This window comes from Streptomyces sp. NPDC041205 (assembly GCF_055591765.1).
The window spans coordinates 59,553-85,115 of the sequence record NZ_JBVIZH010000012.1 but is presented as its reverse complement, the minus strand read 5'-3'; the positions used below and the strand labels follow the sequence as shown (position 1 = coordinate 85,115).

At 71.4% G+C, this 25,563-nt stretch carries 19 protein-coding genes and 2 pseudogenes; 6 read left to right on the top strand and 15 right to left on the bottom strand.

Annotation, left to right across the window (positions count from 1 at the left end; genetic code table 11):
- Nucleotides 1-9: 9 nt before the first annotated feature.
- The 9 genes from ACZ6BG_RS34960 to bldG form a co-directional block, all read right to left on the bottom strand.
- Complete coding sequence (locus ACZ6BG_RS34960; RefSeq protein WP_468460213.1) at nucleotides 10-1,215, bottom strand: DNA polymerase III subunit delta'; 1,206 nt, start codon at nucleotides 1,213-1,215, stop codon at nucleotides 10-12.
- Between the two features lie 385 nt (nucleotides 1,216-1,600).
- Nucleotides 1,601-4,978, bottom strand: coding sequence for a dTMP kinase (gene tmk / locus ACZ6BG_RS34955; protein WP_469009187.1), 3,378 nt, complete (start codon nucleotides 4,976-4,978; stop codon nucleotides 1,601-1,603).
- A gap of 215 nt (nucleotides 4,979-5,193) precedes the next feature.
- Nucleotides 5,194-8,010, bottom strand: a complete 2,817-nt coding sequence (gene topA, locus ACZ6BG_RS34950) for a type I DNA topoisomerase (protein ID WP_469009185.1) — start codon at nucleotides 8,008-8,010, stop codon at nucleotides 5,194-5,196.
- Between the two features lie 511 nt (nucleotides 8,011-8,521).
- Nucleotides 8,522-8,719 carry a hypothetical protein gene (locus ACZ6BG_RS34945; protein ID WP_469009182.1) on the bottom strand — a complete coding sequence of 66 codons (198 nt, stop codon included), beginning with the start codon at nucleotides 8,717-8,719 and terminating at the stop codon, nucleotides 8,522-8,524.
- A gap of 294 nt (nucleotides 8,720-9,013) precedes the next feature.
- Nucleotides 9,014-10,531 (bottom strand): DUF7059 domain-containing protein, encoded by a 1,518-nt coding sequence (locus ACZ6BG_RS34940; RefSeq protein WP_469009527.1) that lies wholly within the window; start codon nucleotides 10,529-10,531, stop codon nucleotides 9,014-9,016.
- Between the two features lie 95 nt (nucleotides 10,532-10,626).
- Nucleotides 10,627-11,217 carry a small secreted protein gene (locus ACZ6BG_RS34935; protein WP_469009178.1) on the bottom strand — a complete coding sequence of 197 codons (591 nt, stop codon included), beginning with the start codon at nucleotides 11,215-11,217 and terminating at the stop codon, nucleotides 10,627-10,629.
- Between the two features lie 251 nt (nucleotides 11,218-11,468).
- Nucleotides 11,469-13,871 carry a sodium-translocating pyrophosphatase gene (locus ACZ6BG_RS34930; protein ID WP_469009175.1) on the bottom strand — a complete coding sequence of 801 codons (2,403 nt, stop codon included), beginning with the start codon at nucleotides 13,869-13,871 and terminating at the stop codon, nucleotides 11,469-11,471.
- Nucleotides 13,872-14,580: 709 nt separating this feature from the next.
- Nucleotides 14,581-15,006, bottom strand: coding sequence for an ATP-binding protein (locus tag ACZ6BG_RS34925; RefSeq protein ID WP_469009173.1), 426 nt, complete (start codon nucleotides 15,004-15,006; stop codon nucleotides 14,581-14,583).
- A 140-nt stretch (nucleotides 15,007-15,146) separates the two neighbouring features.
- Complete coding sequence (gene bldG, locus ACZ6BG_RS34920) at nucleotides 15,147-15,488, bottom strand: anti-sigma factor antagonist BldG (protein ID WP_030677886.1); 342 nt, start codon at nucleotides 15,486-15,488, stop codon at nucleotides 15,147-15,149.
- 81 nt (nucleotides 15,489-15,569) lie between these two features.
- On the opposite strand from bldG, the gene ACZ6BG_RS34915 reads away from it, so the two are divergent.
- A complete protein-coding gene (locus ACZ6BG_RS34915; protein ID WP_469009170.1) occupies nucleotides 15,570-18,023 on the top strand; it encodes a DEAD/DEAH box helicase in 2,454 nt (817 codons plus the stop codon).
- Nucleotides 18,024-18,299: 276 nt separating this feature from the next.
- On the opposite strand, the pseudogene ACZ6BG_RS34910 reads toward ACZ6BG_RS34915, so the two are convergent.
- The 5 genes and pseudogenes from ACZ6BG_RS34910 to ACZ6BG_RS34890 form a co-directional block, all read right to left on the bottom strand.
- Nucleotides 18,300-18,635, bottom strand: a pseudogene (locus ACZ6BG_RS34910) (Rv3654c family TadE-like protein); the annotation flags it as partial.
- Nucleotides 18,636-18,790: 155 nt separating this feature from the next.
- Complete coding sequence (locus ACZ6BG_RS34905; protein WP_469009168.1) at nucleotides 18,791-19,207, bottom strand: TadE family type IV pilus minor pilin; 417 nt, start codon at nucleotides 19,205-19,207, stop codon at nucleotides 18,791-18,793.
- Nucleotides 19,194-19,262 (bottom strand): hypothetical protein, encoded by a 69-nt coding sequence (locus tag ACZ6BG_RS34900; protein ID WP_469009525.1) that lies wholly within the window; start codon nucleotides 19,260-19,262, stop codon nucleotides 19,194-19,196. Before ACZ6BG_RS34900 ends, ACZ6BG_RS34905 begins: the two co-directional genes overlap by 14 nt.
- Before the next feature lie 111 nt (nucleotides 19,263-19,373).
- Nucleotides 19,374-19,499 (bottom strand): hypothetical protein, encoded by a 126-nt coding sequence (locus tag ACZ6BG_RS34895; RefSeq protein ID WP_469009166.1) that lies wholly within the window; start codon nucleotides 19,497-19,499, stop codon nucleotides 19,374-19,376.
- Nucleotides 19,500-19,667: 168 nt separating this feature from the next.
- Nucleotides 19,668-21,146 carry a pentapeptide repeat-containing protein gene (locus tag ACZ6BG_RS34890; RefSeq protein ID WP_469009163.1) on the bottom strand — a complete coding sequence of 493 codons (1,479 nt, stop codon included), beginning with the start codon at nucleotides 21,144-21,146 and terminating at the stop codon, nucleotides 19,668-19,670.
- Nucleotides 21,147-21,416: 270 nt separating this feature from the next.
- Between ACZ6BG_RS34890 and ACZ6BG_RS34885 the strand changes: the two genes are divergently transcribed.
- From ACZ6BG_RS34885 to ACZ6BG_RS34865, 5 genes are all read left to right on the top strand, one after another.
- Complete coding sequence (locus ACZ6BG_RS34885; RefSeq protein WP_469009160.1) at nucleotides 21,417-22,256, top strand: hypothetical protein; 840 nt, start codon at nucleotides 21,417-21,419, stop codon at nucleotides 22,254-22,256.
- Complete coding sequence (locus ACZ6BG_RS34880; RefSeq protein ID WP_469009522.1) at nucleotides 22,256-23,233, top strand: hypothetical protein; 978 nt, start codon at nucleotides 22,256-22,258, stop codon at nucleotides 23,231-23,233. Before ACZ6BG_RS34885 ends, ACZ6BG_RS34880 begins: the two co-directional genes overlap by 1 nt.
- The gene (locus ACZ6BG_RS34875) at nucleotides 23,230-23,802 is read left to right on the top strand and encodes a hypothetical protein (RefSeq protein ID WP_469009157.1); all 573 of its coding nucleotides are present in this window, start codon (nucleotides 23,230-23,232) and stop codon (nucleotides 23,800-23,802) included. Before ACZ6BG_RS34880 ends, ACZ6BG_RS34875 begins: the two co-directional genes overlap by 4 nt.
- 542 nt (nucleotides 23,803-24,344) lie before the next feature.
- Entirely contained in the window at nucleotides 24,345-24,581 is a 237-nt protein-coding gene (locus ACZ6BG_RS34870) for a hypothetical protein (protein WP_469009152.1), read from the top strand.
- A gap of 9 nt (nucleotides 24,582-24,590) precedes the next feature.
- On the top strand, nucleotides 24,591-25,181 hold the full coding sequence (locus tag ACZ6BG_RS34865; protein WP_469009149.1) for a helix-turn-helix domain-containing protein: 591 nt from the start codon (nucleotides 24,591-24,593) through the stop codon (nucleotides 25,179-25,181).
- A 169-nt stretch (nucleotides 25,182-25,350) separates the two neighbouring features.
- Here the strand turns inward: ACZ6BG_RS34865 and ACZ6BG_RS34860 are convergent.
- Nucleotides 25,351-25,563 (bottom strand): annotated as a pseudogene (locus ACZ6BG_RS34860) (hypothetical protein); the annotation flags it as partial.

Sequence of the window (25,563 nt, the reverse complement as noted above, 5' to 3'; positions counted from 1 at the left end):
AGCGGCTCCTCAGCCCGCCCGCAGCGCCACCGTCATCGCCTCCACCGCCAGCAGTGGCGCCACGTTCCGGTCCAGTGCCGTGCGGCACGCGCCGATCGCCTCTATGCGGCGCAGCGTCGACTCGGGCGACGTCTCCCGTGCCATGCGCTCCAGCATGTCCTGCACCTCGGTGTTGGCGAGCGGGACGCGGGAGCCCAACTGGAGGGCCAGGACGTCTCGGTAGACGCCGGTCAGGTCGATGAGGGCGAGGTCGAGGCTGTCGCGCTGCGTGCGGGTCTTGCGGCGCTTCTGCTTGTCCTCCAACTCCTTCATCACGCCCGCCGTACCGCGGGGCATCCTGCCGCCCTGGGCCGCGCCGAGCGCCGCCTTCATGTCCTCGGTCTCCTTGACGTCGACGTCCTCGGCGACCTGCTTGGCCTCCTCCGCCGCCGTGTCGATCAGCTCCTGCGCGGCCTTCAGGCAGCCGCCGATCTCCCCGACGCGCAGCGGCAGTTTGAGGACGGCGGCCCGGCGCTCCCGCGCGCGCTCGTCGGTCGCGAGGCGGCGGGCGCGGCCGATGTGTCCCTGGGTGGCGCGGGCGGCGGCCGCGGCGGCGGTCGGGTCGATGCCGTCGCGGCGGACCAGCATGTCGGCGACGGCCGCCACCGAGGGCGTACGCAAGGTCAAGTGGCGGCAGCGGGAGCGGATGGTGGGCAGCACGTCCTCCAGCGAGGGGGCGCAGAGGAGCCACACCGTACGGGGGGCCGGTTCCTCCACTGCCTTCAGGAGGACGTTGCCCGCGCCCTCCGTGAGGCGGTCCGCGTCCTCCAGGACGATGACCTGCCAGCGGCCTCCGGCCGGGGACAGCTGGGCGCGGCGGACCAGGTCGCGGGTCTCCTTGACGCCGATCGAAAGGAGGTCCGTGCGGATGACCTCCACGTCGGCGTGCGTACCGATCAGGCTCGTGTGGCAGCCGTCGCAGAAGCCGCAGCCCGGCTCGCCGCCCAGCGCGCGGTCGGGGCTCACGCACTGCAGGGCGGCGGCGAAGGCACGGGCGGCGTCGGCCCGGCCTGAGCCGGGCGGGCCCGTGAACAGCCAGGCGTGCGTCATCTTCGACGACTCGGGCAGCGGGGTGTCGGCCGCGACGGCGGTGACGAGCGCGTCGGCGTCACGGGCGGCGGCGCCGAGCTGCCCGCTCACCTTCTCCTGGCCCACCAGGTCGTCCCATACCGGCATGGGTCACCGCCTTTGCCCTACCGACGCACACCACCCCTCGGCGTACGTCCCATTTCGCACTGTCGGACTCATTGTGGGGCACCCCACTGACAACACCGCCCACGGCCGCCCTGAGCTGGGCCGATGCCTGGCGGCCGAGCGCGGATGCCCGCCGTCGGCCGAGCACGGGTCAACGCCGCCCGCCCGAGCACGGATCACCGCCACCCGGCCGGACGTCCGTGGGCCGGACACGTCCATGGGCCAGGCCCGTCCATGGGCCAGGCCCGGCCGGTCGCTCAGCACCCGCACCCCGCCCGGCCCGGCCACGCCAACACCCACATCGGGCCCGGCCCACGCCGGTCACAGGCACCACGCCCGCCCTCATCGGGCACGGGCTCGGCCCACCTCAGCGCCCCCGGCGCCGCCCCTCGTCCACATCGTCGTCCTCATGCGACCCGAGGAGCTCGTCCGCCAGCGACGGCAGGTCGTCCAGCGGGGTCTCCTCGGCCCAGTCGGGGCGCGGCCGCCGCGGCGTACCGTCCTCGTCGACCTGCGGCAGCTCCCGCGTACGGTCGTTGGGACCCAGCAGCGCCTCGCCCGACCAGTCTCCATCGGACTGGCCGTCGCCCGGCCGCTCGTCGCGAAAGTAGCCCGGCGGCACCTTGTCCGCCACGGTCTGCGCACGCCCGTCCCGCGCCGCCGCGGGCTCGCTGCCCACCGCCGGGAGGACCGCTGTCTCGTCGGCCGCACCCGGCACGGTCGCCTTCGGCAGCTCGGCGGTCACGTCGGACTCGCTGGGCGCGCCGCCGGAACGACCCGCGCCGGACTGCCCCGCCCCCGCGGCCCCGGCCTCCGGAACCTGCGGCAGCACAGCCGTCTCATCGGCGGCACCCGGGACCTGCGGCTGCGGCTTCACCACAGGCGTGGGCACGGTCGTCTCGTTGTCGGGCGTCCCGCCGGGCGGACCGGGCGCCTTGCGGGCCGATTCACGGGACTTGTCGGCCGAGCTTGAGGACTTGCCGACCGCGTCCGGAGACTTCCGGGCCGACTTGTCGAGCGACGCCTTCCCGGAAGCCGCAGCCCCCGCGCCCCGCGCAGAACCCGCAGCCCCACCGGACCCGGCAGCCCCACCGGACCCAGCACCACCCACAGGCCCCGAAGTGCGCACGGACTCCGCAGCCCCCGCAGCCGCCTCCGCCAACAGCCGGGCCTCCTCGGCCCGCCGCAGCGCCTCCTCCGCCTTGCGCTGCTTCTCCAGCCGGCGGGCCTCGGCCTCCGCGTGCAGCCTGGCCTGTTCCTCGGCCGCGCGGCGGCGCCGCTCCTCCTCGGCGGCGCGGGCCTCCTCCTCGGCCTTGCGCCGCGCCTCCTCGGCGAGGACCCGAGCACGCTCCTCCTCGGCCTTGCGGCGGGCCTCCTCGGCGCGCAGCCGGGCCTCCTCGGCCTGGCGCTCGGCCTCACGGCGCTGGGCCTCCTCCAGCTCGCGCCGCTTGCGCTCTTCCTCCTCCGCGCGGAGCTTGGCGAGCTGTTCCTGCCGCTCGCGCTCCAGGCGCTCCTCCTCGGCCTTGCGCGCGGCCTCCTCCTCGGCACGCCGTCGCGCCTCCTCCTCGGCCTTGCGGCGGGCCTCTTCCTGGGCCTTCACCTCGGCTTCGGAGAGGGGCAGTACGACATCGAGGCGGTGCCGGATCACGGTGGTGACGGCCTCCGGCTCCTGGGCCGCGTCGACGACCAGGTACCGGCCGGGGTCGGCGGCGGCCAGGGTGAGGAAACCGGAGCGCACGCGCGCGTGGAACTCGGCGGGCTCGGACTCGAGCCGGTCGGGCGCCTCGGTGAAGCGCTCGCGGGCCGCCTCGGGAGCCACGTCGAGCAGGACCGTCAGGTGCGGTACGAGACCGCCCGTGGCCCATCGGTTGATGCGGGCGACCTCGGTCGGCGACAGATCACGGCCCGCGCCCTGGTAGGCCACGGACGAGTCGATGTACCGGTCGGAGATCACCACGGCCCCGCGCGCGAGGGCGGGTCGTACGACGGTGTCGACGTGCTCCGCGCGGTCGGCGGCGTACAGCAGCGCCTCCGCGCGGTGGGACAGTCCGGCCGACGACACGTCGAGCAGGATCGACCGCAGCCGCTTGCCGACGGGCGTGGCGCCCGGCTCGCGCGTGACGACGACTTCGTGGCCCTTGGCGCGGATCCACTCGGCGAGCGCCTCGGCCTGCGTGGACTTGCCCGCGCCGTCACCGCCCTCCAGGGCGATGAAGAACCCGGAGGCGGCGGCCGCCTGCACGGGGTCGTCGCCGCCGCGCAGCGCGTCGCGCAGGTCGTGGCGGAGCGGCACGCCCTGCCGGTCGTCGGCCTTGGCGAGCACGAGCGCGGCCACGGGCAGCAGCAGCGCGCCGACCAGCATCAGCGTGAAGGAGGCGCCGCCGTGGTCGAACACGAACTTGCCGTTGACCATCCGGTGCGGACCGATGACGGCCGCGAGCAGCGGCGCCACGAGCGCGGCGAGCGCTACGGAGAGGCGTACGACGGCCTGGAGGTGCTCGGTGGTGCGCGCCCTGCGGTAGTCCTCGACCTCCTGGTCGAGCAGCGCGTGCCCGAGGTTCGCGGCGACACCGGCGGCGAGGCCGGCGAGCGCCAGGATCAGCAGGACCGTCGTCACGTCGGGGACGAGTCCGGCGGCGAGCAGCGCGACTCCGGTGACGGTGATCGCGAGCGCGAGCAGCCGGCGGCGCGACAGTGACGGCAGCAGCGCGGGCGCGGTGCGGATGCCCGCGACCGTGCCGCCGGTCAGCGCGAAGACGAACAGGCCGTACGTGACGGGCCCGCCCTGGAGGTCCTTGGCGTGCAGCACGGCGACCGCGACGGCCGCGGCGACGGCCCCGGCGACGGCGGTGCAGGCGGCCACGAGGAGCGGGATCGCGCCGGTGCGGCCCTTGTCGGTGCCGCTGCCCGTACGCGGCCTGCGCAGGCCCTCCAGGGGGCTGCGGGCGCGGGGCGTGTGCGTACCGGGAAGCTCGATGGCGGAGACGATCGACAGGGACGCGGCGAACAGTCCGGCCGCGAGGAACGAGCCGAGGCCCGCCTGGTGCTGCTCGAACCAGTCGACTCCGGCGCCGAGCAGGATGCCGACGAGGCTGACCGCGACGAGCGCGACGGCCGCGAGCGGCAGCGCCACGAATCCCGTACGCAGCGACAGGCGCCGCAGGGCGTCCATGTGGTCCGGCAGGGGGCGCACTGTGGCGCCCTCCAGGGGCGGTCCCGGCAGCAGCGCGGGCGCGGCGCTCTCGCGGGCGACCGTCCAGAAGCGTTCGGCGACACCGGCCACGAAAGCGGTGACGAGCAGCATCGCGAGCGCGTTGTCCGGCGTCCAGTCGATCCACAGGGGCGCGCAGATCAGCAGCGCGGCCCGGACGCCGTCGGCGCCGACCATGGTCCAGCGGCGGTCGAGCGGGCCGTCGGGCGACGTGAGGGACGTCAGCGGGCCGAGCAGGACCGCTCCGAAGAGGAGGGTCGCGAGAACGCGCGCTCCGAAGACGGCGGTCACCGCGATGGCGACGCCTCTGTAGCCGTCGCCGAACGCCCCCTCGGCGATGGCCGCTTGAAGGGCGAGCATGACCAGGACGAGCAGCGCGAGCGCGTCACCGACGCTGCCGACGAGGTGCGCGCTCCACAACCGCTTCAGCCGCGGTACGCGCAGCAGGGCGCGCACCGCACGCTCGCGGGAGTCCGCGAGCAGGGCGTCATCGGGGGCCGTGGTCATGGCGGGTGGCTGTTCGGCACGCGTCATCCGTCCAGCCTATCTGGACGCCGAGCCTCCTCGCGGGGCCCGCCCGAACACACGCACCCGCACCCGCCCGGCCTGAGCCGGAACGGCCGCACCGGGCCCGCGCGCAGAAACGCGGCGCCGGGCACCTGTTCATCAGGAACCGCGACGCCGCGTCACGCCGACCGGATCAGCCGGATCAGTCGGATCAGTCGACTGGATCAGCCGGGTCAAGCACGTCAGTCTTCGGATGCCGCCTTCGAAGCCGCCGCCTTCTTGGTGGTGGTCTTCTTGGCCGCAGTCGTCGTCTTCTTGGCCGCCGTTTTCTTGGCGGCTGTCTTCTTAGTCGCCGTCTTCTTCGCCGGGGCCTTCTTGGCCGCCTTCTTCGCGGTCTTCTTCGCGGGCCCCTTCGCCCGCTTCTCGGCGAGCAGCTCGAAGCCGCGCTCCGGGGTGATGTCCTCGACGCTGTCGCCGGACCGCAGGGTCGCGTTGGTCTCGCCGTCCGTCACGTACGGACCGAAGCGGCCGTCCTTGACGACGACGGGCTTGGCGCTGACCGGGTCCTCGCCCAGTTCCTTCAGCGGCGGCTTGGCCGCGGCACGACCGCGCTGCTTCGGCTTGGAGTAGATCTCCAGGGCCTCGTCCAGCGTGATGTTGAAGAGCTGCTCCTCGGTCTCCAGGGAGCGCGAGTCCGTGCCCTTCTTCAGGTACGGGCCGTAGCGGCCGTTCTGCGCGGTGATCTCCACGCCTTCGGCGTCCGCGCCGACGACGCGCGGCAGCGACATCAGCTTCAGCGCGTCCTGGAGGGTCACCGTGTCCAGGGACATGGTCTTGAAGAGCGACGCGGTGCGCGGCTTGACCGCGTTCTTGCCGGTCTTCGGGGTGCCCTCGGGCAGCACCTCGGTGACGTACGGGCCGTAGCGGCCGTCCTTGGCGATGATCTCGCGGCCTGTGCCGGGGTCCGTGCCGAGCGCGAAGTCGCCGCTGGGCTTGGCGAGCAGCTCTTCCGCGTACTCGACGGTCAGCTCGTCGGGCGCCAGGTCGTCGGGGACGTCGGCGCGCTGGTGGCCCTCGGAGTCGCGCTCGCCGCGCTCGACGTACGGGCCGTAGCGGCCGACGCGGAGCACGATGTCGTTGCCCACGGGGAAGGACGACACCTCGCGGGCGTCGATGGCGCCCAGGTCGGTGACGAGTTCCTTGAGGCCGCCCAGGTGGTCGCCGTCGCCGTTCCCGGCGTCGGCGGCGCCTCCGGAGGGCTCGCCCTCGCCGAAGTAGAAGCGCCGCAGCCACGGCACGGCCTGCGCCTCGCCGCGGGCGATGCGGTCGAGGTCGTCCTCCATCCGCGCGGTGAAGTCGTAGTCGACGAGCCGCCCGAAGTGCTTCTCCAGGAGGTTGACGACGGCGAAGGAGAGGAAGGACGGCACCAGGGCCGTGCCCTTCTTGAAGACGTAGCCGCGGTCGAGGATCGTGCCGATGATCGACGCGTACGTCGACGGGCGGCCGATCTCGCGCTCTTCCAGCTCCTTGACCAGGGACGCTTCCGTGTACCTGGCCGGGGGCTTGGTGGCGTGCCCGTCGACCGTGATCTCGTCGGCGGACAGGGCGTCGCCCTCGCTGACCTGCGGCAGGCGGCGCTCGCGGTCGTCCAGCTCGGCGTTCGGGTCGTCGGCGCCCTCCACGTAGGCCTTGAGGAAGCCGTGGAAGGTGATGGTCTTGCCGGACGCGCTGAACTCGGCGTCGCGGCCGTCGGCGGTCCGGCCGCCGATCTTCACCGTGACGGAGTTGCCGGTCGCGTCCTTCATCTGGGAGGCGACGGTCCGCTTCCAGATCAGCTCGTAGAGCCGGAACTGGTCGCCGGTCAGGCCGGTCTCGGCGGGCGTGCGGAAACGATCACCCGAGGGGCGGATCGCCTCGTGCGCCTCCTGCGCGTTCTTGACCTTCCCGGCGTACGTGCGCGGCTTGTCCGGCAGGTAGTCGCTGCCGTAGAGCTGAGTGACCTGCGCGCGGGCCGCCGTGACCGCCGTGTCGGACAGGGTCGTGGAGTCCGTACGCATATAGGTGATGAAGCCGTTCTCGTACAGCTTCTGGGCCACCTGCATGGTGGCCTTCGCGCCGAAGCCGAGCTTGCGCGAGGCCTCCTGCTGCATCGTCGTCGTACGGAACGGAGCGTAGGGCGAGCGGCGGTACGGCTTGGACTCGACCGAGCGTACGGAGAAGTCGGTGTTCTCCAGGGCGGCGGCGAGGGCGCGGGCGTTGGCCTCGTCCAGGTGCAGCGTGTTCTGGCTCTTCAGCTGCCCGAGCGAATCGAAGTCGCGGCCCTGCGCGACGCGCTTGCCGTCGACCGTGGTGAGGCGGGCGACGAGCTGGGAGGGGTCGCTGGAGTCACCGGGGCGGCCGGTGCCGAAGGTGCCGGTGAGGTCCCAGTACTCGGCGGAGCGGAAGGCGATGCGCTCGCGCTCGCGCTCGACGACGAGGCGGGTCGCCACGGACTGCACGCGGCCCGCCGACAGGCGCGGCATGACCTTCTTCCACAGCACCGGCGAGACTTCGTAGCCGTACAGACGGTCCAGGATGCGGCGGGTCTCCTGGGCGTCGACCATGCGCTTGTTGAGGTCGCGGGGGCTTGCGACGGCCTCCTGGATCGCGGCCTTGGTGATCTCGTGGAACACCATGCGCTTGACCGGGACCTTGGGCTTCAGGACCTCGAGGAGGTGCCACGCGATGGCTTCGCCCTCGCGGTCCTCATCGGTGGCGAGGAAGAGTTCGTCGGAGTCCTTCAGCAGGTCCTTGAGCTTCTTGACCTGCGCCTTCTTGTCCGCGTTGACGACATAGATCGGCTGGAAGTCATGCTCGACGTCCACACCGAGGCGGCGCACCTCGCCCGTGTACTTGTCGGGGACCTCCGCGGCACCGTTGGGAAGGTCGCGGATGTGCCCGACGCTCGCCTCGACTACGTATCCGGGGCCGAGGTAGCCCTTGATCGTCTTCGCCTTGGCAGGCGACTCGACGATGACGAGTCGGCGGCCGCCTTGTGCGGTCTCGCTGGTCGGGGACAACTTCGCTCTTCTCTCCGGTCGACGCTCGATGGGCAGTGCTGCGGCGGTGCGGTCCGGCGCCGTGGGGCGCTGTGACCGCGCTTGCGTTGCGCTGACGCTGCGGAGTGTGACGGTACATCCCGCCCCCGTGTCAAACGGGAAAAGCCCGCAACGGCCACTCGAACGGTAACCCGACTACCGCCATTCCTGCCGCCTGGGCTGGCCCCTGGGCCTTGGGCGGTGCCGGTGCGGGCCTCGTTCATGGTGCCCTCGGCCTGGCGTGCCGTCCATCGCGCTGCGCGCTCGTCCTCAAGCGCCGGACGGGCTTTCCCCCACCCGCCCGCCCTGCCATTTCCGTCGCCGGACGAGCTGCTTCAGCCCGTCCGGCGCTTGAGGACGAGGCGCGGAGCGCCGATCAGCGGGGGTTCGGGGGCGGCAGCCCCTGGTTGGGGAAGGGGCGGGTCAGGGGCGCCCCCGCGAGGGCCCGCGCACGGGGCGACGCGATCGTCCGAGGCGCCCCGCCCGCTCCGGCTCACATGCGTGTGAAGGACCACACTGCCAAGGCGAGGGCACCGAAGCCCGCCAGGGTGGACAGGGCCGCGGCGGCCGTCTGGTGGACGCCGTGGGCCACGGGGGCGCGGTGCGCGACGCGGGTGCCCGTCCACAGCAGCAGGCCCGCCCCGAACAGCGCGAACACCGTCCCGGCGAAGATCGCTGGTCCGCTCTCCATGCCCCTGGCCTCCCGCGCCGTCCATGCGGCACCTGTCGGGTACCCCGGCTGGGGAGGCTGGCACGCCCGGACGGCGGAAGCACGAAATCCGGGTGAACGGGGGGCGGCACGCTGGGCCCACAATGGCTGGATTAGCTCCCGGAAGGGCTGATTTCTCCCCTGTGGGTGTGGTTCTGGGCGGGGTTGTGGGCACGGCCGTGGACGGGACCGGGGTACGTCTCCCCGGGGCGCGGCCGAGCATCGGCGCGCTGTCCCACAAGCGTGGACGTGCTGTCCCAACAGCCCCTTCTACCCCTACCGCCCCACAGGCTCCAGGAACCCCTGCTCCACCAGGAGCCGGATCTGCGCCGGGGTGCGGTCGCGCAGCAGTACCGCGTCCTCGCCCATGAGCTGGGCGATGGCGTCCAGGATCCGGCCGGCGCTCAGCGTGCCGTCGCAGACGCCCGCGAAGCCCGCGCCCACCGTGTCCACCTGGGTGGCGCGCCGCATGCCGCGGTGCTGGCGCAGCACCACGTGCTCAGGGTCCTCGGCGCCGGGCAGGCCGATCTGCTCCTGCACCACGCCGTCGGCGAGCTTGAAGTGCTCGGCGAGCAGCGCCGCGTCGTCGTGCTCGCGCAAGTAGTCCTGCCGACCGAAGAACGCCCGCACCGTCTCGCCGAGGGGCTGCTCGACGGGGTGCGTCCACTCCTCGACGGTCACGGACGGCTCGGCCGCGCCGGACTTGCGCAGGGTGATCCAGCCGAAGCCGACGCCCCGGGTCTTGCGGGCCTCGAACTCGTCCAGCCAGGCGTCGTACCGCGCGGCGTACTCGGCCGGGTCCGTGCGGTGGTCCCCGGCGTCGCGCAGCCACAGCTCGGCGTACTGCGTGACGTCCTGCACCTCGCGCTGCACGATCCACGCGTCACAGCCGCGCGGCACCCAGGAACGGACCCGCTCGGCCCACTCCTCGCCCTCCACGTGCTGCCAGTTGGCGAGAAACTGCGCGTACCCCCCTTCGTTCAGTCGCTCCCCCGCCTCCTGAACGATCGAGCGGCACAGATCGTCCCCGCCCATGCCACCGTCCCGGTACGTGAGCCGGGCGCCGGGCGAGATGACGAAGGGCGGGTTGGACACGATCAGGTCGTACGTCGCGTCGCCCACCGGCTCGTACAGGGAGCCCTCCCGCAGGTCCGCCGCGGGCGCGCCGGACAGCGCGAGCGTGAGGCGGGTGCAGTGCAGCGCGCGGGGGTTGAGGTCGGTCGCTGTGACCCGGGTGGCGTGCCGGGAGGCGTGCAGGGCCTGGATGCCGGAGCCGGTGCCGACGTCGAGGGCGCTCGCGGCGGGCGTGCGTACGGTGATGCCCGCGAGCGTCGTGGACGCGCCGCCGACGCCGAGCACCACACCCTCGTCGCGGCTGCCGATGCCCCCGGCACCACCGACCGCGCACCCCAGGTCGGACACGATGAACCAGTCCTCCCCGTCCGGCCCGCCGTACGGCCGCACGTCGACGGTCGCCCGCAGCCCGTCGGCACCGTCCGCCCCGTCCTCCGTGCGGACGAGCCAGCCGCTCTCCAGGAGCACGTCGACCGGCAGCGCGTCGGCCACGCGCGCGTGGGGCACGGCACGCTGCAGCAGGAACAGCCGTACGAGCGATGCCAGCGCCCCGTCGTCCCGGGTGGCCCGGAGCGCGGGCACGGTCTCGCTGCGGGCGAGCGCGGCGTAGGCGGGCGCCCCGAGCAGTTCGAGCAGCCCGTCGGCGGTGAAGTCGGCGGCGAGGAGGGCTTCCCGCAGCCGCGCGGTGACGTCGGCGCGGTCGGACGAGGGCAAGGGCATGCTGGCGTTACTCACCCTCCAATTGTGACCCGCCCGCTCAAGACGGCGCCCCCGGCGCCACGGGGCACCGGGGGCACACGGCCGTACGGAAGCGGCTAGCCCTGGGTCTTCGGGGAGGCCGCCGCCGACTTGCAGCCGTCCTGCTCGCGCATGGCCTTGCCCACGTCGCCCGCCTCCAGCTTCTTCTGGGCGGTGTTCTCGCTCTGGCTGAGCTTGCCCAGTTCCTCGGCGATCTTCGCCAGGTCGTCCGCGAAGGCCGACTGGTCCTTGGTGTCGAGCTTGTCGGTCTGCGTCTTCAGGTCGGCGTACGACTTGGAGAGGCCGTCCAGCTCCTTCACGGCGTCGTTGAGCTTCTTCTCGCCGTCGTCGACGGGCGGGGCGCCCGCCTTCTTCAGGGCGGCGCTCCGCTGCGCATAGGCCGAGGAGATGTCGCCGAAGGCCTTGGAGTCGGTGCTCTTGACCTCGTCCGGCGAACTGTTGTCGGCGGTCTGCTTCTTGATGGCCGCGTTGGCGTCGGCGATCTTCTTCGACTGCGGCCCCACGGCCGTGTCACAGACCTTCTTGGCCCAGTCGTCCAGCTTCTTGTCACCGTCGTCACTGCTGCATCCCGACAGCGCCAGTACCAGTACCGCACCGCCGGACAGTGCGGCCGCGAGCTTCTTGTTCACCGGATTGGTCCCTTCCATGGCTCTCGGCCCCGGAACTTACACGCCAACTGGGCGACAACCTCATGCCAGGGGTGCGTTACGACCCCTATTGCAGCCATTTGCACCAAGCTGCGGGTGCGAGAGAAGGCTCACGAGGTCCGCCTCGCGACCCCGCGCACACGCCCGCGGGCGGACGGCGCCTCAAAAAGCGCCGCCCGCCCGCGCGTTGAGCGGATCCACCGCGTCCGGCCGGTCCGGGTCACCCCCGTCCCGGCCCGCCGCGGCCTACGTCACGAAACCACCGCCGGATCCGCCGAATTGGCGACCTTGCCCTGGGGCTCGCCGTCGCCCACGGCGATGCCGCGCCGCTTGGACACGTACACCGCCCCGACGATGACCGCGATGGACAGCACGGCGATCACGACCCGCATCGCCACGCTCTTGTCCTCGCCGTAGCTGAATTTGACCACCGCGGGCGCGATGAGCAGCGCCACCAGGTTCATCACCTTCAGGAGGGGGTTGATCGCCGGGCCCGCGGTGTCCTTGAACGGGTCGCCGACCGTGTCACCGATCACCGTCGCGGCATGGGCCTCGCTGCCCTTGCCGCCGTGGTGGCCGTCCTCGACGAGCTTCTTGGCGTTGTCCCAGGCGCCACCGGAGTTGGCGAGGAACACCGCCATCAGCGTGCCGGTGCCGATCGCGCCCGCGAGGAACGAGCCGAGCGCGCCGACGCCGAGGCTGAAGCCCACCGCGATGGGCGTGAGCACGGCGAGCAGACCTGGTGTGGTCAGCTCCCGCAGCGCGTCCTTGGTGCAGATGTCGACGACGCGCCCGTACTCCGGCTTCTCCGTGTAGTCCATGATCCCGGGGTGCTCGCGGAACTGCCGCCGCACCTCGTAGACCACGGCTCCGGCCGACCGCGACACGGCGTTGATCGCGAGCCCCGAGAAGAGGAACACGACCGCAGCGCCGAGGATCAGACCCACCAGGTTGTTGGGCTGTGAGATGTCCATCACCAGGTTCATCGGGGCGCCGTCGCCGAGCTTCTGCCCGACGTCGTCCGCCGCCTCGGCGATCGCGTCGCGGTACGACCCGAAGAGCGCCGAGGCCGCGAGTACGGCCGTGGCGATGGCGATGCCCTTGGTGATGGCCTTGGTGGTGTTGCCGACGGCGTCCAGGTCGGTGAGGACCTGCGCGCCCGCGCCCTCGACGTCGCCGGACATCTCGGCGATGCCCTGCGCGTTGTCGGAGACCGGCCCGAAGGTGTCCATGGCGACGATGACGCCGACCGTGGTGAGCAGTCCCGTACCGGCGAGGGCCACCGCGAACAGGGCGAGCATGATCGACGTACCGCCGAGCAGGAACGCCCCGTACACGCCGAGACCGATCAACAGCGCGGTGTAGACGGCCGATTCGAGACCGATGGAGATGCCCGCGAGCACGACCGTGGCCGGGCCCGTCAGCGAGCTCTTGCCGATGTCCTTGACGGGACGCCGGTTGGTCTCGGTGAAGTAGCCGGTGAGCTGCTGGATCAGCGCGGCCATGACGATGCCGATGGCGACGGCGATGACCGCGAGGATCCGCGGGTCGCCGTCCTTGGCGAGGATCGCCGCGTCCGTGACGCCGTCCAAGTCCGCGTACGACGACGGGAGATAGACGAAGACGGCCGCCGCGACGAGCGCCAGCGAGATGCCCGCGGAGATGAAGAAGCCGCGGTTGATGGCGGTCATGCCGCTGCGGTCGGCGCGCCGGGGCGCGACCGCGAAGATCCCGATCATGGCGGTGATCACGCCGATCGCGGGCACGATCAGCGGGAACGCGAGTCCGGAGTCACCGAACGCGGCCTTGCCGAGGATCAGCGCGGCGACGAGCGTGACGGCGTACGACTCGAAGAGGTCGGCCGCCATCCCCGCGCAGTCGCCGACGTTGTCGCCCACGTTGTCGGCGATGGTCGCGGCATTGCGCGGATCGTCCTCCGGAATGCCCTGTTCGACCTTGCCGACCAGGTCGGCGCCGACGTCGGCGGCCTTGGTGAAGATGCCGCCTCCGACACGCATGAACATCGCGATCAGCGCGGCCCCGAGGCCGAAGCCTTCGAGGACCTTGGGGGCGTCGGCCGCGTATACGAGCACCACACAGGAGGCGCCGAGCAGACCGAGCCCCACCGTGAACATGCCGACGACGCCGCCCGTACGGAAAGCGATCTTCATGGCTTTGTGCGAGACGGCGGTGAGATCCTTTTCCGGCTCGCCTTCCGCCGGTGTCGCTTCCCGCGCGGCCGCGGCCACGCGCACATTGCTGCGTACGGCGAGCCACATACCGATATAGCCGGTGGTCGCCGAGAACGCCGCGCCGATCAAGAAGAAGATCGAGCGGCCGGCCCGCTGATTCCAGTCGTCCGCGGGCAGCAGCATGAGCAGGAAGAACACCACGACGGCGAAAACGCCAAGGGTGCGCATCTGACGTCCCAGATAGGCATTCGCGCCTTCCTGGACCGCCGCCGCGATCTTCTTCATGCTGTCGGTGCCCTCGCCCGCCGCGAGGACCTGGCGCACCAGGATCCAGGCGAGCACGAGCGCAGCGACCGCGACGGCCGCGATCACCATCACGATGAGCCGGTTGTCGTCGGTCAGTACCGCGGCTGCGAGGGTTGAGGGGTGGTCAAGCTGATGAGGGGTAGAAAGCCCCGCCATTCGTCCTCCTTGACGCTTGGGCTGAGCTCAAGATGTGGACGGATTGTAGGGAGCCGGACCTGATCAAAACAGTGTGCCGCAAACGGAATTGGCGCGGGAGTGCGTGTCCGCAAATGATCGCACCGTTGGATTGACCCCGAAAGCGGTAATGCTCCAAAAGCATTGACGTCGCTACCGACGTCGAGTTCTGTTCTTGATCGCCGAAGTTCTGACCTCCGGAATCACTAATAACACAATTTAAACTCCGAACGCCCACCCCGATAAACGAAAACCTCCGGCCTCGTGCGCCTCCCGCGTCCCACCCGCCCCGAGAGCCCTTGCCGGGTCACTGGTTGCCGGGTCACTGGCGGCGGGTGCCTCATGGCGGATACCTCGTGACGGGTGCCTGATGGCGGGTGCCTGGTGGCGGGTGCCTGGTGGCTGACAGCACCCCCTTCAGCCCGTCCGGCGACGGAGGACGAGGCGCGAAGCGCCAACAAGGGGGCAGGGGGCGAAGCCCCATACGAATCGCGGGGGCACGGGGGCGAAGCTCGCGGGGCACGGGGGGCGAAGCCCAGGGATGGGCGGGCGGGTGGGGAAGCAGAAAAGCCGGCTCACGCCGCCGCGACAGCGCGCGGCGACAAGCCGGGACACAGAACGGCGACAAGCCGGGCAGAGACAAAGACGCGAGGCGAGCCCAGACCCAGCCAGGGTCAGGCCACCGCGGGCATCAGGGCGTCGTGGGCCAGGTCATCCGAATCGACCCACCGTTCTCCCCGGCGGTCACTTCCACGTCATCCACAAGTCCACTAATGACCGCCAGCCCCATCTCGTCCTCGCCCTCAGCCTCCAGATCCTCCCCGGATCCGGGCCGCGCACCGGGCGCCCGCTCCCCGGGCGCGGAACGCGGAGCCTCATCGCCGACCTCGATGGAGAACTGCTTCTCCTCCTCGACGAGAGCGACCCGCACGGGCGCGGGAATGTCGGCGGCCTGATGCAGCCCGACGGCACGGGTGCAGGCCTCGCCGACCGCGAGCCTGACCTCGTCGAGGACCGCCTCGTCCACACCCGCCCTGCGCGCGACCGCGGCCGCCACCAGGCGGGCGGTCCGGACGTGCTCGGGCAGCGCGCTGAAGCGGAGTTCAACGGTGGCCATGCATCCCCCTCGGACATACACGCGTGCTGTCAGGGGGCCCGGCCGTCGGCCCGGCCCCCTGCCGTACTGCCACTCCGGGCCAGCAGCCCGGAAAACCCGGGACGAGTCCCGGGACGCCCGGCCACTGCCGGGCAACCGGCTCAGTCGGTGGCCGCGACCGCTTCATCGACCGAGGTGTGAATCGGGAACACCTTGGTCAGACCGGTGATACGGAAGATCTTGAGAATGCGCTCCTGGTTGCAGACCAGGCGCAGCGAGCCCTCATGGGCACGCACCCGCTTCAGGCCACCGACCAGCACGCCGAGTCCGGTGGAGTCGAGGAAGTCCACTCGCTCCATGTCGACGACCAGATGGAAACTGCCGTCGTTCACCAACTCGACCAACTGCTCGCGCAGCTTGGGCGCGGTATAAACATCGATTTCGCCACCGACCTCGACGACCGTACGATCGCCGACGGTACGGGTCGACAGAGACAGGTCCACGGATCCTCCAGCACCTTGCTATCGAGCGGTCGCCCCTCGGGACACCTCGGCCCACGCCCCCGGGACGGATCGCCAGCCGCGATGGCATTCAATCACTTACCGGCAGGCGTGCACGACGCCTTCGGACCATTGTCCATCCCGCCGGTGACACACTCGGTGCCGATGGCCAACTTTTCTCCCACCGGAGGACCCTCTCGGGACACCCCGGCCCACGTCTCCCCGCAGTCGGTCCTGGACCGACTGGCCACGGGGCCGACCCGGGCTGCGCGCGTCACTCATACGGAGCACCTGCCCCCACGTGCCGCCCGTTATGCGGTCTGGCCCGATCGCATCCGCGCGGAGGTGGTCGCCGCCGTACAGTCGGCCGGAATCGATCATCCGTGGGCCCACCAGGCGCGGGCCGCCGAACACGCGCTGGACGGCGAGTCCGTCGTCGTCGCGACCGGCACCGCGTCCGGCAAGTCATTGGCATATCTCACACCCGTCCTCTCGGCACTGCTCGACGGCTCCGAGGCCCCCAACGGCCGCGGCACCACCGCGCTGTACCTGGCCCCCACCAAGGCCCTCGCCGCCGACCAGCGCCGCGCCGTCCGCGCCCTGGCCGCCCCTCTGGGCACGGCCGTGCGGCCCGCGGTCTACGACGGCGACACCCCCGTCGAGGAACGCGAGTGGGTACGTCAGTACGCCAACTACGTCCTGACCAACCCCGACATGCTGCACCGCGGCATCCTCCCGTCCCACCCCCGCTGGTCCTCCTTCCTGCGCGCCCTGCGCTACGTCGTCATCGACGAGTGCCACACCTACCGCGGCGTCTTCGGCTCCCACGTCGCCCAAGTCCTGCGCCGCCTGCGCCGCTTGTGCGCCCGCTACGGCTCCGACCCCGTCTTCCTCCTCGCCTCCGCCACGGCCGCCGAACCGGCCCTGGCCGCCGAACGCCTCACCGGCCTCCCGGTCACCGAGGTCGCCGACGACGCCTCACCCCGCGGCGAGGTCGTCTTCGCCCTCTGGGAGCCGCCGCTCACCGAACTCCACGGCGAGAAGGGCGCCCCGGTCCGCCGCACCGCCACCGCCGAGACCGCCGACCTGCTGACCGACCTGACCGTCCAGGGCGTCCGCTCCGTCGCCTTCGTACGCTCCCGGCGCGGCGCCGAGCTCATCTCCGTCATCGCCCAGGAACGCCTCGCCGAGATCGACCGCTCCTTGGTCCGGCGCGTGGCCGCCTACCGCGGCGGCTATCTCCCCGAGGAGCGCCGCGCCCTGGAACAGGCCCTGCACTCCGGCGAACTCCTCGGCCTCGCCGCCACCACCGCCCTCGAACTCGGCATCGACGTATCGGGCCTGGACGCCGTCGTCATCGCCGGCTACCCCGGCACCCGCGCCTCCCTCTGGCAGCAGGCGGGCCGCGCCGGACGCTCCGGCCAGGGCGCGCTCGCGATCCTCGTCGCCCGCGACGACCCGCTGGACACCTATCTCGTCCACCACCCCGAGGCGCTCTTCGACCAGCCCGTCGAATCGACCGTCCTCGACCCCGACAACCCCTACGTCCTCGCCCCCCACCTCTGCGCCGCCGCCGCGGAACTTCCCCTCACCGAACACGACTTCAAGCTCTTCGGCCCGGCCACCGGCGACCTGCTCCCCCAGTTGGAGGCCGCGAAGCTGCTGCGCCGCCGCACGAAGGCCTGGCACTGGACCCGCCGCGAGCGCGCCGCCGACCTCACGGACATCCGCGGCGAGGGCGGCCGGCCCGTGCAGGTCGTCGAGGAGGGCACCGGCCGCCTCCTGGGCACCGTCGACGCCTCGGCCGCGCACACGACCGTCCACGAGGGCGCGGTCCACCTCCACCAGGGCCGTACGTATCTCGTCCGCAGCCTGGACCTGGACGACTCCGTCGCCCTCGTCGAGGAGGCCGTCCCGCCGTACTCGACCACCGCCCGCGACACCACCGCCATCTCCGTCCTCGACACCGACACCGAGATCCCCTGGGGCCCCGGCCGCCTCTGCTACGGCTCCGTCGAGGTCACCAACCAGGTCGTCTCCTTCCTGCGCCGCAAACTCATCACCGGCGAGGTCCTGGGCGAGACCAAGCTCGACCTGCCGCCCCGCACCCTGCGCACCCGCGCGGTATGGTGGACGGTCACCGAGGACCAACTCGACGCCGCCCGCGTCAACCCGGAGATCCTCGGCGGCGCCCTGCACGCCGCCGAACACGCCTCCATCGGCATGCTGCCCCTCTTCGCCACCTGCGACCGCTGGGACATCGGCGGCGTCTCCGTGCCCCTGCACCCGGACACCCTGCTGCCGACGGTCTTCGTGTACGACGGCCACCCCGGCGGCGCCGGATTCGCCGAGCGCGCCTTCCACACCGCCCGCACCTGGCTCACCGCCACCCGCGAGGCCATCGCCTCCTGCGAGTGCGAGGCCGGCTGCCCCTCCTGCATCCAGTCCCCCAAGTGCGGCAACGGCAACGATCCGCTTCACAAGCGCGGCGCGATCCGCCTCCTCACCACCCTCCTGAAGGACGCCCCCACGCCCTGATCCCCCGGCGCCGGACGCGCCCGCGTCGCCGGACGTGCCCCCAGCGATGGGCGGGCCCTCAGAGTCGTGTGTGCCCCCAGCGGCGGGTGCGCCCCCAGCGACCGACGCGCCTCCGGTGGCGGACCCGCCCGCGGCGACCGACCAGCCCCCTATGGCAGGCGCACCCTCGGCAACACCCACACCCGGCACCGACCCCGCAGGCAGGGCAGGCCCCGCCGACCCCACCGCACGCACTGCCCTCATCGGACCGATTGGTTCACCAGGCACCCCTGGCCCCGCAGGCCCCGCGGGCCCCGCCCTCGACCTGACCTCCATCTCGAACGGCCCGAACTCCGCCGCCGCCGTGACATCCGACACCTCCCCCACCACCGCGCACCGCACGATCCGCGTGCCCTGTGCCCGCGCCACCCGCTCGGCCCGCGCGCACGCCTCCGCACGCCCTTCCGTCCAGTGGTCCGCCGCCGCCAGCGCCGCCAAGTCGGCCGCGCCGCCCGCCCGATGGCGAGCCACCGTCACCTGCCCCATCGCCAGCACGACCCCCGCGACCGCACACAGCACGGCCATCACCACCACGGTCCACACCGTCGCGGCACCCCGGTCCCCACCCACCACAGCCCCACCGACCCCACCCGCCCCAGGCCTCGCCCCCGGCCCAGGTCCTGTCCCCACCCCAAGCCCCGCCCCCGCTCTCGCCCCAGGCCCCGCTCCCGCCCCGGGCGCAGGACCGGGTCCGACGCCCGGCCCCCGACCATCCGCGCACCCCCACCTCACGCCCCCACCCCCACCGTCTCCTCCGCCATCGCCACGGCCTCCGCCCGCAACCGCAGCCCGAGGCCCAGCGCCCGGGGCCCCGGCGACCGCGCCACGACCTCCACCCGGACCAGGTCGCCGTCCCTGCTCACCGCCACGCTCGCGCCGCGCGGGGCCGCCTGCCGGGCCACCGCGACCGCCGTGCCCTGCGGGTCCTGGCGAGCCATCGCACGGGCCCCGGCCCGGGCCGCGTCCACGCACTGGATCTGCGCGGACGCGGTGAGCAGGGCCCACACGAGCGCCATCGTGAACAGCACCAGCGTCGGCAGCACCACCGCCGCCTCCGCCGTCACGTACCCGCCGTCACTCCGACCGCGACGCCGCCCGGACCGGTGCCCGGAACCGGGCTCAACACCGGCCTCAGAACTGGACATTCAGCGCCCTCTCCACCACCGCCTGGAGGGCGGCCCTGACCGGTCCGCTCGTCACGACCTTGAGGAGCAACCCGGCGAACGCCACGGTCGTGCCGATTATCTAGGGCGCCAAGCCATTCCTGCAGATGAGAGCCCTACGACGCTTTAAGGCACATTAGGCACGTAGCTACAGCACGTCAGCGGGCCAGGAGGACGGCGGCTCGCTGGGCGAGTTCGTGGCTTCGGGCACGTTCTCGTAGCGGGCGAGGCGGAGTTGGAGGTCTTCGGCGGCGTCGCGGACCTTGACGGACACCAGTTCCCACCGGGCTCTGCATTCCCAGGGGCCCGGTACGGGGCTTTGCGGCAACCTTGCAGGCGTTTCGCCTTGACTGTCGGAGCCAACGCAGTAGCAACGGATCTCCGAAGCGGCTCAGTGGTCCTCGCTTCTGGGCCGGGTGGGAGAACGCCGGCGGTCTGGGCATCAGGGAGTCCAGGCTGTTGGCAAGATCAGCCCATGCGGCAGGGACGCGCCCGCGGGGGGCACCACTGCCGTTGGAACGATGGCTCGCGCATTTTCAAAGTCCACCGTGCCGCCGGAGAACGTGGCCTCGCCCAAGTCCACCCTGCCGCCCGAGAACAAGGCGTCGTCGAAGGACACCACGCCGCCGGAGAACGTGGCCCCGCCGAAGGACACCTCGCTGCCCGAGAACAAGGCGTCGTCGAAGGACACCACGCCGCCCGAGAACGTGGTCCCGCCGAAGAACACCTCGCCGCCCGAGAACCTGGCCCCGCCCAAGTCCACCCTGCCGCCCGAGAACGTGGCCCCGCCGAAGAACACTACGCCGCCCGAGAACAAGGCTTCGTCGAAGGACACCTCGCCGCCCGAGAACCTGGCCCCGCCCAAGTCCACCCTGCCGCCCGAGAACGTGGCCCCGTCGAAGGACACCTCGCCGCCCCGGAACAAGGCTTCGTCGAAGGACACCACGCCGCCCGAGAACACGGCCCCGCCGAAGAACACCACGCCGTCCGAGAACATGGCGTTGTCGAAGGACACCACGCCGCCCGAGAACCTGGCCCCGCCGAAGAACACCTCGCCGTCCGAGAACACGGCTTCGTCGAAGGACACCACGCCGCCCGAGAACCTGGCCCCGCCGAAGGACACCCTGCCGCCCGAGAACACGGCGTCGTAGAAGGACACCCTGCCGCCCGAGAACGTGGCCCCGCCGAAGGACACCCTGCCGCCCGAGAACACGGCGCCGTAGAAGGACACCACGCCGCCCGAGAACATGGCCCCGCCGAAGTCCAGGTTGTCCTCGATGGTGACACCTCTGAAATCAAGGTCGCAGCCTTGCCAGGAGCGGTGGGTACCGACGGGGCGCCGGTAGTGGTCGCCAATGAGGCGGAAGATGGTGGCTCGGACCTTGCGCAGGGCAAGGTAGCGGTGGTGCTCGTCCTGGTGCTCTCGGCTGTCGCCGGGGTCGGGGGTGTGAGGCAGCTGGAGATAAGCGCACAAGACATCGATGCACGTCTGGCGTAGGTCTTGTGTGGGAGCGTCGTCGGCGAGTCCGGCCAGGGCATGGACACCTCCGAGCCGTACGGCCACGGAATCGTCGCCGAGCTGGGAGACGGCAGTGGTGAAGCGTTCGGTGTGCAGGCGCGTGGCATCGCGCGCGGCGCCGTCCTCGTCGACGCGCTGGCGGCGGTAGGCGACGATCAGAGCGACAAGGGCACCGGCTCCGGCGACCACGCCGAAGGACAGCTTCACCAGGTCGAAGAGAGTGCTGGAGCCGATGCGGTGTTCCGGCTTCAGCCCGCGGACTCCCAGCAGGTCCCAGGCGGCGTAGAACACGCTGCCTGCGACAAGTAGGGCGATGGCGAAGGCCAGGGCCAGGACAGGGCCGACAGGCCAAAGACGCAGGCCGCGCCGTTCCACCTTGCGTCGGTGCAGACGAGGGCTCATCTCGTAGAAGACTCCCTGGCCGCGCTGCCTGGTTCCCCGCAGAACCGCACCGAGGTCGCGCGTCGCACACCTGCCGCACAACGCGGCCCCACCATGCGCGTCCGTCCCCCACACGAGCGGTATCTTCAGGCGCCCACAGCTTGGCGACTTCCGCCCCGCACCCGCCCGATGCGTCAACACGGGTTTCCCTGAGGTCAGTTGCGGACGGTCACGCCGTGTTCATCTGATTACACTGCGCGGCCGTCGAGTTGACTGCGATGGGACATCCGTATGAGCTACACAGATCAGGACGTGCATGAGGGCCGTCGGTTGATGAACGAGGGCCTGGAGAATCGGCTCGTCATCGGTGACAAGCTGCTGGCCGTCACGCCGTCGGGCCCCGACGGCGTCTTCGACCGGTACTGCGACGAGATCAGCCTGAACCCCCGCACGGCCCGTCAGTACCGGCACACCGCTCGCATGTGCACCCCGCCGGTGCGGCAACTCGTCGCCGACAGCGGCGTCCACGTCAGCTACAGCGCGCTTCGTGAAGGCGCCCGCCTGGCTCCCTCCGGCAAGCCGTACGACGAGGACTACAGCATCCTGCGCTCGATGCTGGCCGAAGCGAGCGAGGCCGGCATCGGCCGCATCAGCGCTCCGCAGTACCGCCGTGCCCTGGGCATCGGTCCTGGCCTGCAGGACCTGCTCGACCCGGCCGGCGATGTGTCCCTGGCCGACTACCTCGACGCCCTGCCTCCCGCGGAGCGCGACAAGGCCCTGCGTGACCTGGTGGAGGAGAACGACAAGGTCCGTGACGCCATGAAGCGGGTCATGGACGACAAGCGCCGCCGCGACCGTGAGAACCGCGGCCCCGGCTGCGGCGGGGCCAAGCCGAGCAAGGCCCATGCCCTGGCGAGGGATCTGGTACGGCTGAACGACCAGATCACGGCCCTCATGCACCGGTACCCGCCCTCCGCCGTCCTGGACTTCACCAAGGAGGAGGCGACCGCGTGCGTGGAAGCCCTCGGGACCGTGGAAGTCCTCGCGACGTGGATCAGGTTCAGGGTCAGGGACGACGCGGCCACTGCGGACTGCGGGCAGGCCGCCGCCGCGGATCTGGTGGGCGTGTGATGGAGCCTGCGGCGGACGACGGCGAGGACCGTCTCAACGCTGACATCGAAGAGTTCGCCACCCACGACCGCAAGGGCGGCTGGGCCCGCGCACTGTTGATCGCCCGCCGTGTCGAGCCCGACGAAGGCCACGGCGTCGGATTCGATCAAGCGTCCACGAAACGGTTCGACCGAACCGTTTTCCGGCGTATCAGTGCCCGGGAGTTCGCCCGCCGGTCGCACACCAGCCACAAGCGCGTCATGGCCTTCCATGAGGCGTGGAAGCGGGCGGCGGACGACGGACGTGTCCCCTCGGTCCAGGAGCTGGAACCCGGCCGTCATGTCGATCTACCTGATGAGGAGGAGGTTCCGTTCTTCGGTGAGCACGGCTATTACCGCAGCTACGAGGCTCGCATGAACAACGGTGAGCGACGGCAGGCGATCGAGCAGGAAGCGATGCGGGCCGGAATCAAGCCGGGCTCCCCGGTCTACGTAGCTCAGCAGCCGAAGGCGCTGAAGACGGCGATCCTCGCCGACGCGACCAGCCGTGCCGCCGCCCGGGAAGCACTGGCGGAGTACGAGCGGCGCGAGGCACGAGCCGACCAGGAAGACCGCAGGGCAGCGGACCAGGCAGCCGAGGAAAGCAGCCGTGAGGGTGACGCGGAGGAGGCACACCCAGGGCGTGAGGGCCAGGACGAGGAGACCGCAGCAGTCGAGCGGGCCGTCCGCACGTCGCGGGAACCGGCCGAACCCGACGTGGCCCTGCAGGTCTTCACCGAGATGACCGAGGTCCGCCTGGCCACACTGCGGGCGCTGTCGCTGCTGCAGCGTCATCAGGTGCAGTTCACCGGCGACCGCAGCCGGGCCATCACCGACCTGTGCACCGCGTCGGAGGCGGCTATCACCTTCATCCGCGATCTGGCCGCCGGCCCGTACTCGGCGCTGAACGACGAGGCTCTGCGAGCGTTCCTGGACGAAAGCGAGAAGAAGCTGCGGTGAGCCGCCAACGCAACAGTGACGCCCCCACCCGCCTGGAGCAGGACGCCATCGACATCCTGCTGTGGCTCGGGCCCAATGCGGGCCGCGAACTGTCCTACGCGGACATCTCCCGCGGCACCGGCATCCCTGACGGCAGCCGCCTGCGGCGTGCGGTGCCCAAGGCCCGCGCCGCCGCCCATGTGCTCGGACACCGGCTGGAGCAGTTCATGCCCTCGCGCGATCCGCTCAAGCGCGGGGCGAGGGTGACGCGTTTCCACAGGTCGGGCCAGGGCGATGAGTTCGGCGCCCGGGATGCGCTGCTGGCCTGCCGCAAGGCCGTGGCCTACATGGGCGACATGCACCGGGCCTGCTCGTTCGAGGCCAACAACCCCCATAGCCTCGACCAGGAAGCGTTCGGGCAGATGGCTGATGCCGCCGAAGGCGGCATCAGGACCTTCAGCGGCGTGGAGAGGCTGGGCAGCAAGGTCGTCCAGAATCAGGGGACCATGCGGCGCCAGGCCGAGCGGATCGCGGATCTGGAGGCCCAGATCGCCGAACTGACCGCAGAGCCGCCCGCTGCCTCGGCCTGACTTCAGAACCCGTCCTGGAACCTGCCTTGAGGGTTCAGAAACAGGTTCAACGGGTCCAATGAAAGCTCACCGCCCGCCGAAAACATGCTGGGGGCCGACCACTGTGGTCGGCCCCCAGCATGTGCCGGGGTGCTGCCACGCACACCGGCACTAAAAGGTTCAAGCCCGTTCGGTAAGGAAGGAGTCCGCAGCCGTCGGGGAGGTGGAACCTGTGATGGAGCGTCGCATCCCATCGGCGGGGCAGGCAAGCCGACGCTGGTCAAGGTGGGTCGCGGATGCATCAACCGGGCTGCACGCCAGTGACGTTGTGTGATCGGCGCAGGTCGCCGGTTCGGATCTGCGTGGATGAGCTGCGTAGCCAGCCACTAGGGCTGGGGGGCGGTCCGCAGGTGCATCAACCGCCGCAAGGCTGAGGGGACATGGGGCACTATGCATTCACGCATTCGGGCGTGCCACCGCCCGAATGCGTGTCGAAGGAGTCCGCAGTCGTCGGCGGCGGTACCCACGGGTGCCGCCGCCCTAATCCCCGAGGGGGACCTCCCATGAGCCGCAGGCGCCATGCCGCGGGTGTTCGTCCGCCCGCACCACCGCACCGTCTCACCGGTACCGAGACGGCCGTCATCATCGTCATCATCCTGACCAGCACCGCACTCGCGTGGGGCGGCATGGATCCGAACGTCGTCCTGCAGCTGCTCGCCAGCGTGCTCCTGATATCGGTGGGCTCGGTGGTGACCCTGCGCTTCGGCCGTCGGGCACCGCTGCCCCTGTCGCGGGTATGAGGGAACGTCATGGGACGTCCCCAGAAGCCGATCCGCGCGTTCAACCCGCACCTGCTGCTGCTGGCCAAGTACCTGCGCGAAACGCGGGAGGAGGCCGGGCTCACGTACGCCGAGCTCGCGGCCCGCACCCGTCACATCCGGTCTGCGACCACGCTGCAGCGGGCGGCGAGCGGGGAGCGCATCCCGCGCTTGGAGGTGGTCGAGGCGTATGTGCTCGCCTGCGGACCGCGCTCGGCGGAGCGGGCTCGCCGACTCTGGCGCCACGCCCGCTCCTTCGAGCACGGCGCGAACTACATGAATGCGCCCCGGCCTCGACTGGTGGAGAGCGCGGCGGACCTGCGCGCCGCGCTGCGTGCGACGTACTACAAGGCCGGCGCCATGCCGCTGCGGGAGATGGAACGCAGGGCGGGGCTCGGCCGCCTTCCGCGCACCACCGTGCGGCGCATGCTCGACGGCGCCACCATGCTCGACCAAGAGCAGCTGCGCTCCTTCCTCACGGTCTGCGATGTCCCTGAACGCGATCACCAGGATTGGCTCGACGCCTGGGCCCGCGTATGGAAGCGCGACACGGTCGACGAACCCTACGACCTTTGGGTCTAACGGTCCCGACCGGGGCCGAGGGCGCGTGCCGGGCGTCGGGGCGCAGGCGGGGGTTCAAAGACAGGCTCTCAAGGCATGCAGCGGCCCGGCAGTTGTCGGGGTGCCGGTAAGAACGCTGTCACCGATCCTGCTGGCCAAAGCGGCACCACGCGAAATCTGAAGCGAGGAACTACACGGAGAGGTCGGCCGTGGTGGCGACGGGGGATGCGCCACCACGGCCGTACAGCCGTACCGCCCCGGTGACGGTGGTAGTGAGGAGGAGGGTGCCGTCGGGGGAGAACGCCACCGCGAGGACGGCTCCAGTGTGGCCGTCGAGCGGGTCGCCGACCGGCTTGCGGGTAACCGGATCCCACAACCGCACCGTCCCGTCGTCGCCGGCAGT

Excerpts from the sequence above, each read along its gene's own strand:
- ACZ6BG_RS34960 (WP_468460213.1), bottom strand. The coding sequence starts at position 1,215 with ATGCCGGTATGGGACGACCTGGTGGGCCAGGAGAAGGTGAGCGGGCAG.
- tmk (WP_469009187.1), bottom strand. The coding sequence starts at position 4,978 with ATGACGCGTGCCGAACAGCCACCCGCCATGACCACGGCCCCCGATGAC.
- ACZ6BG_RS34945 (WP_469009182.1), bottom strand. The coding sequence starts at position 8,719 with ATGGAGAGCGGACCAGCGATCTTCGCCGGGACGGTGTTCGCGCTGTTC.
- ACZ6BG_RS34940 (WP_469009527.1), bottom strand. The coding sequence starts at position 10,531 with ATGCCCTTGCCCTCGTCCGACCGCGCCGACGTCACCGCGCGGCTGCGG.
- ACZ6BG_RS34935 (WP_469009178.1), bottom strand. The coding sequence starts at position 11,217 with ATGGAAGGGACCAATCCGGTGAACAAGAAGCTCGCGGCCGCACTGTCC.
- ACZ6BG_RS34930 (WP_469009175.1), bottom strand. The coding sequence starts at position 13,871 with ATGGCGGGGCTTTCTACCCCTCATCAGCTTGACCACCCCTCAACCCTC.
- ACZ6BG_RS34925 (WP_469009173.1), bottom strand. The coding sequence starts at position 15,006 with ATGGCCACCGTTGAACTCCGCTTCAGCGCGCTGCCCGAGCACGTCCGG.
- ACZ6BG_RS34915 (WP_469009170.1), top strand. The coding sequence starts at position 15,570 with ATGGCATTCAATCACTTACCGGCAGGCGTGCACGACGCCTTCGGACCA.
- ACZ6BG_RS34905 (WP_469009168.1), bottom strand. The coding sequence starts at position 19,207 with ATGTCCAGTTCTGAGGCCGGTGTTGAGCCCGGTTCCGGGCACCGGTCC.
- ACZ6BG_RS34890 (WP_469009163.1), bottom strand. The coding sequence starts at position 21,146 with ATGAGCCCTCGTCTGCACCGACGCAAGGTGGAACGGCGCGGCCTGCGT.
- ACZ6BG_RS34885 (WP_469009160.1), top strand. The coding sequence starts at position 21,417 with ATGAGCTACACAGATCAGGACGTGCATGAGGGCCGTCGGTTGATGAAC.
- ACZ6BG_RS34880 (WP_469009522.1), top strand. The coding sequence starts at position 22,256 with ATGGAGCCTGCGGCGGACGACGGCGAGGACCGTCTCAACGCTGACATC.
- ACZ6BG_RS34870 (WP_469009152.1), top strand. The coding sequence starts at position 24,345 with ATGAGCCGCAGGCGCCATGCCGCGGGTGTTCGTCCGCCCGCACCACCG.
- ACZ6BG_RS34865 (WP_469009149.1), top strand. The coding sequence starts at position 24,591 with ATGGGACGTCCCCAGAAGCCGATCCGCGCGTTCAACCCGCACCTGCTG.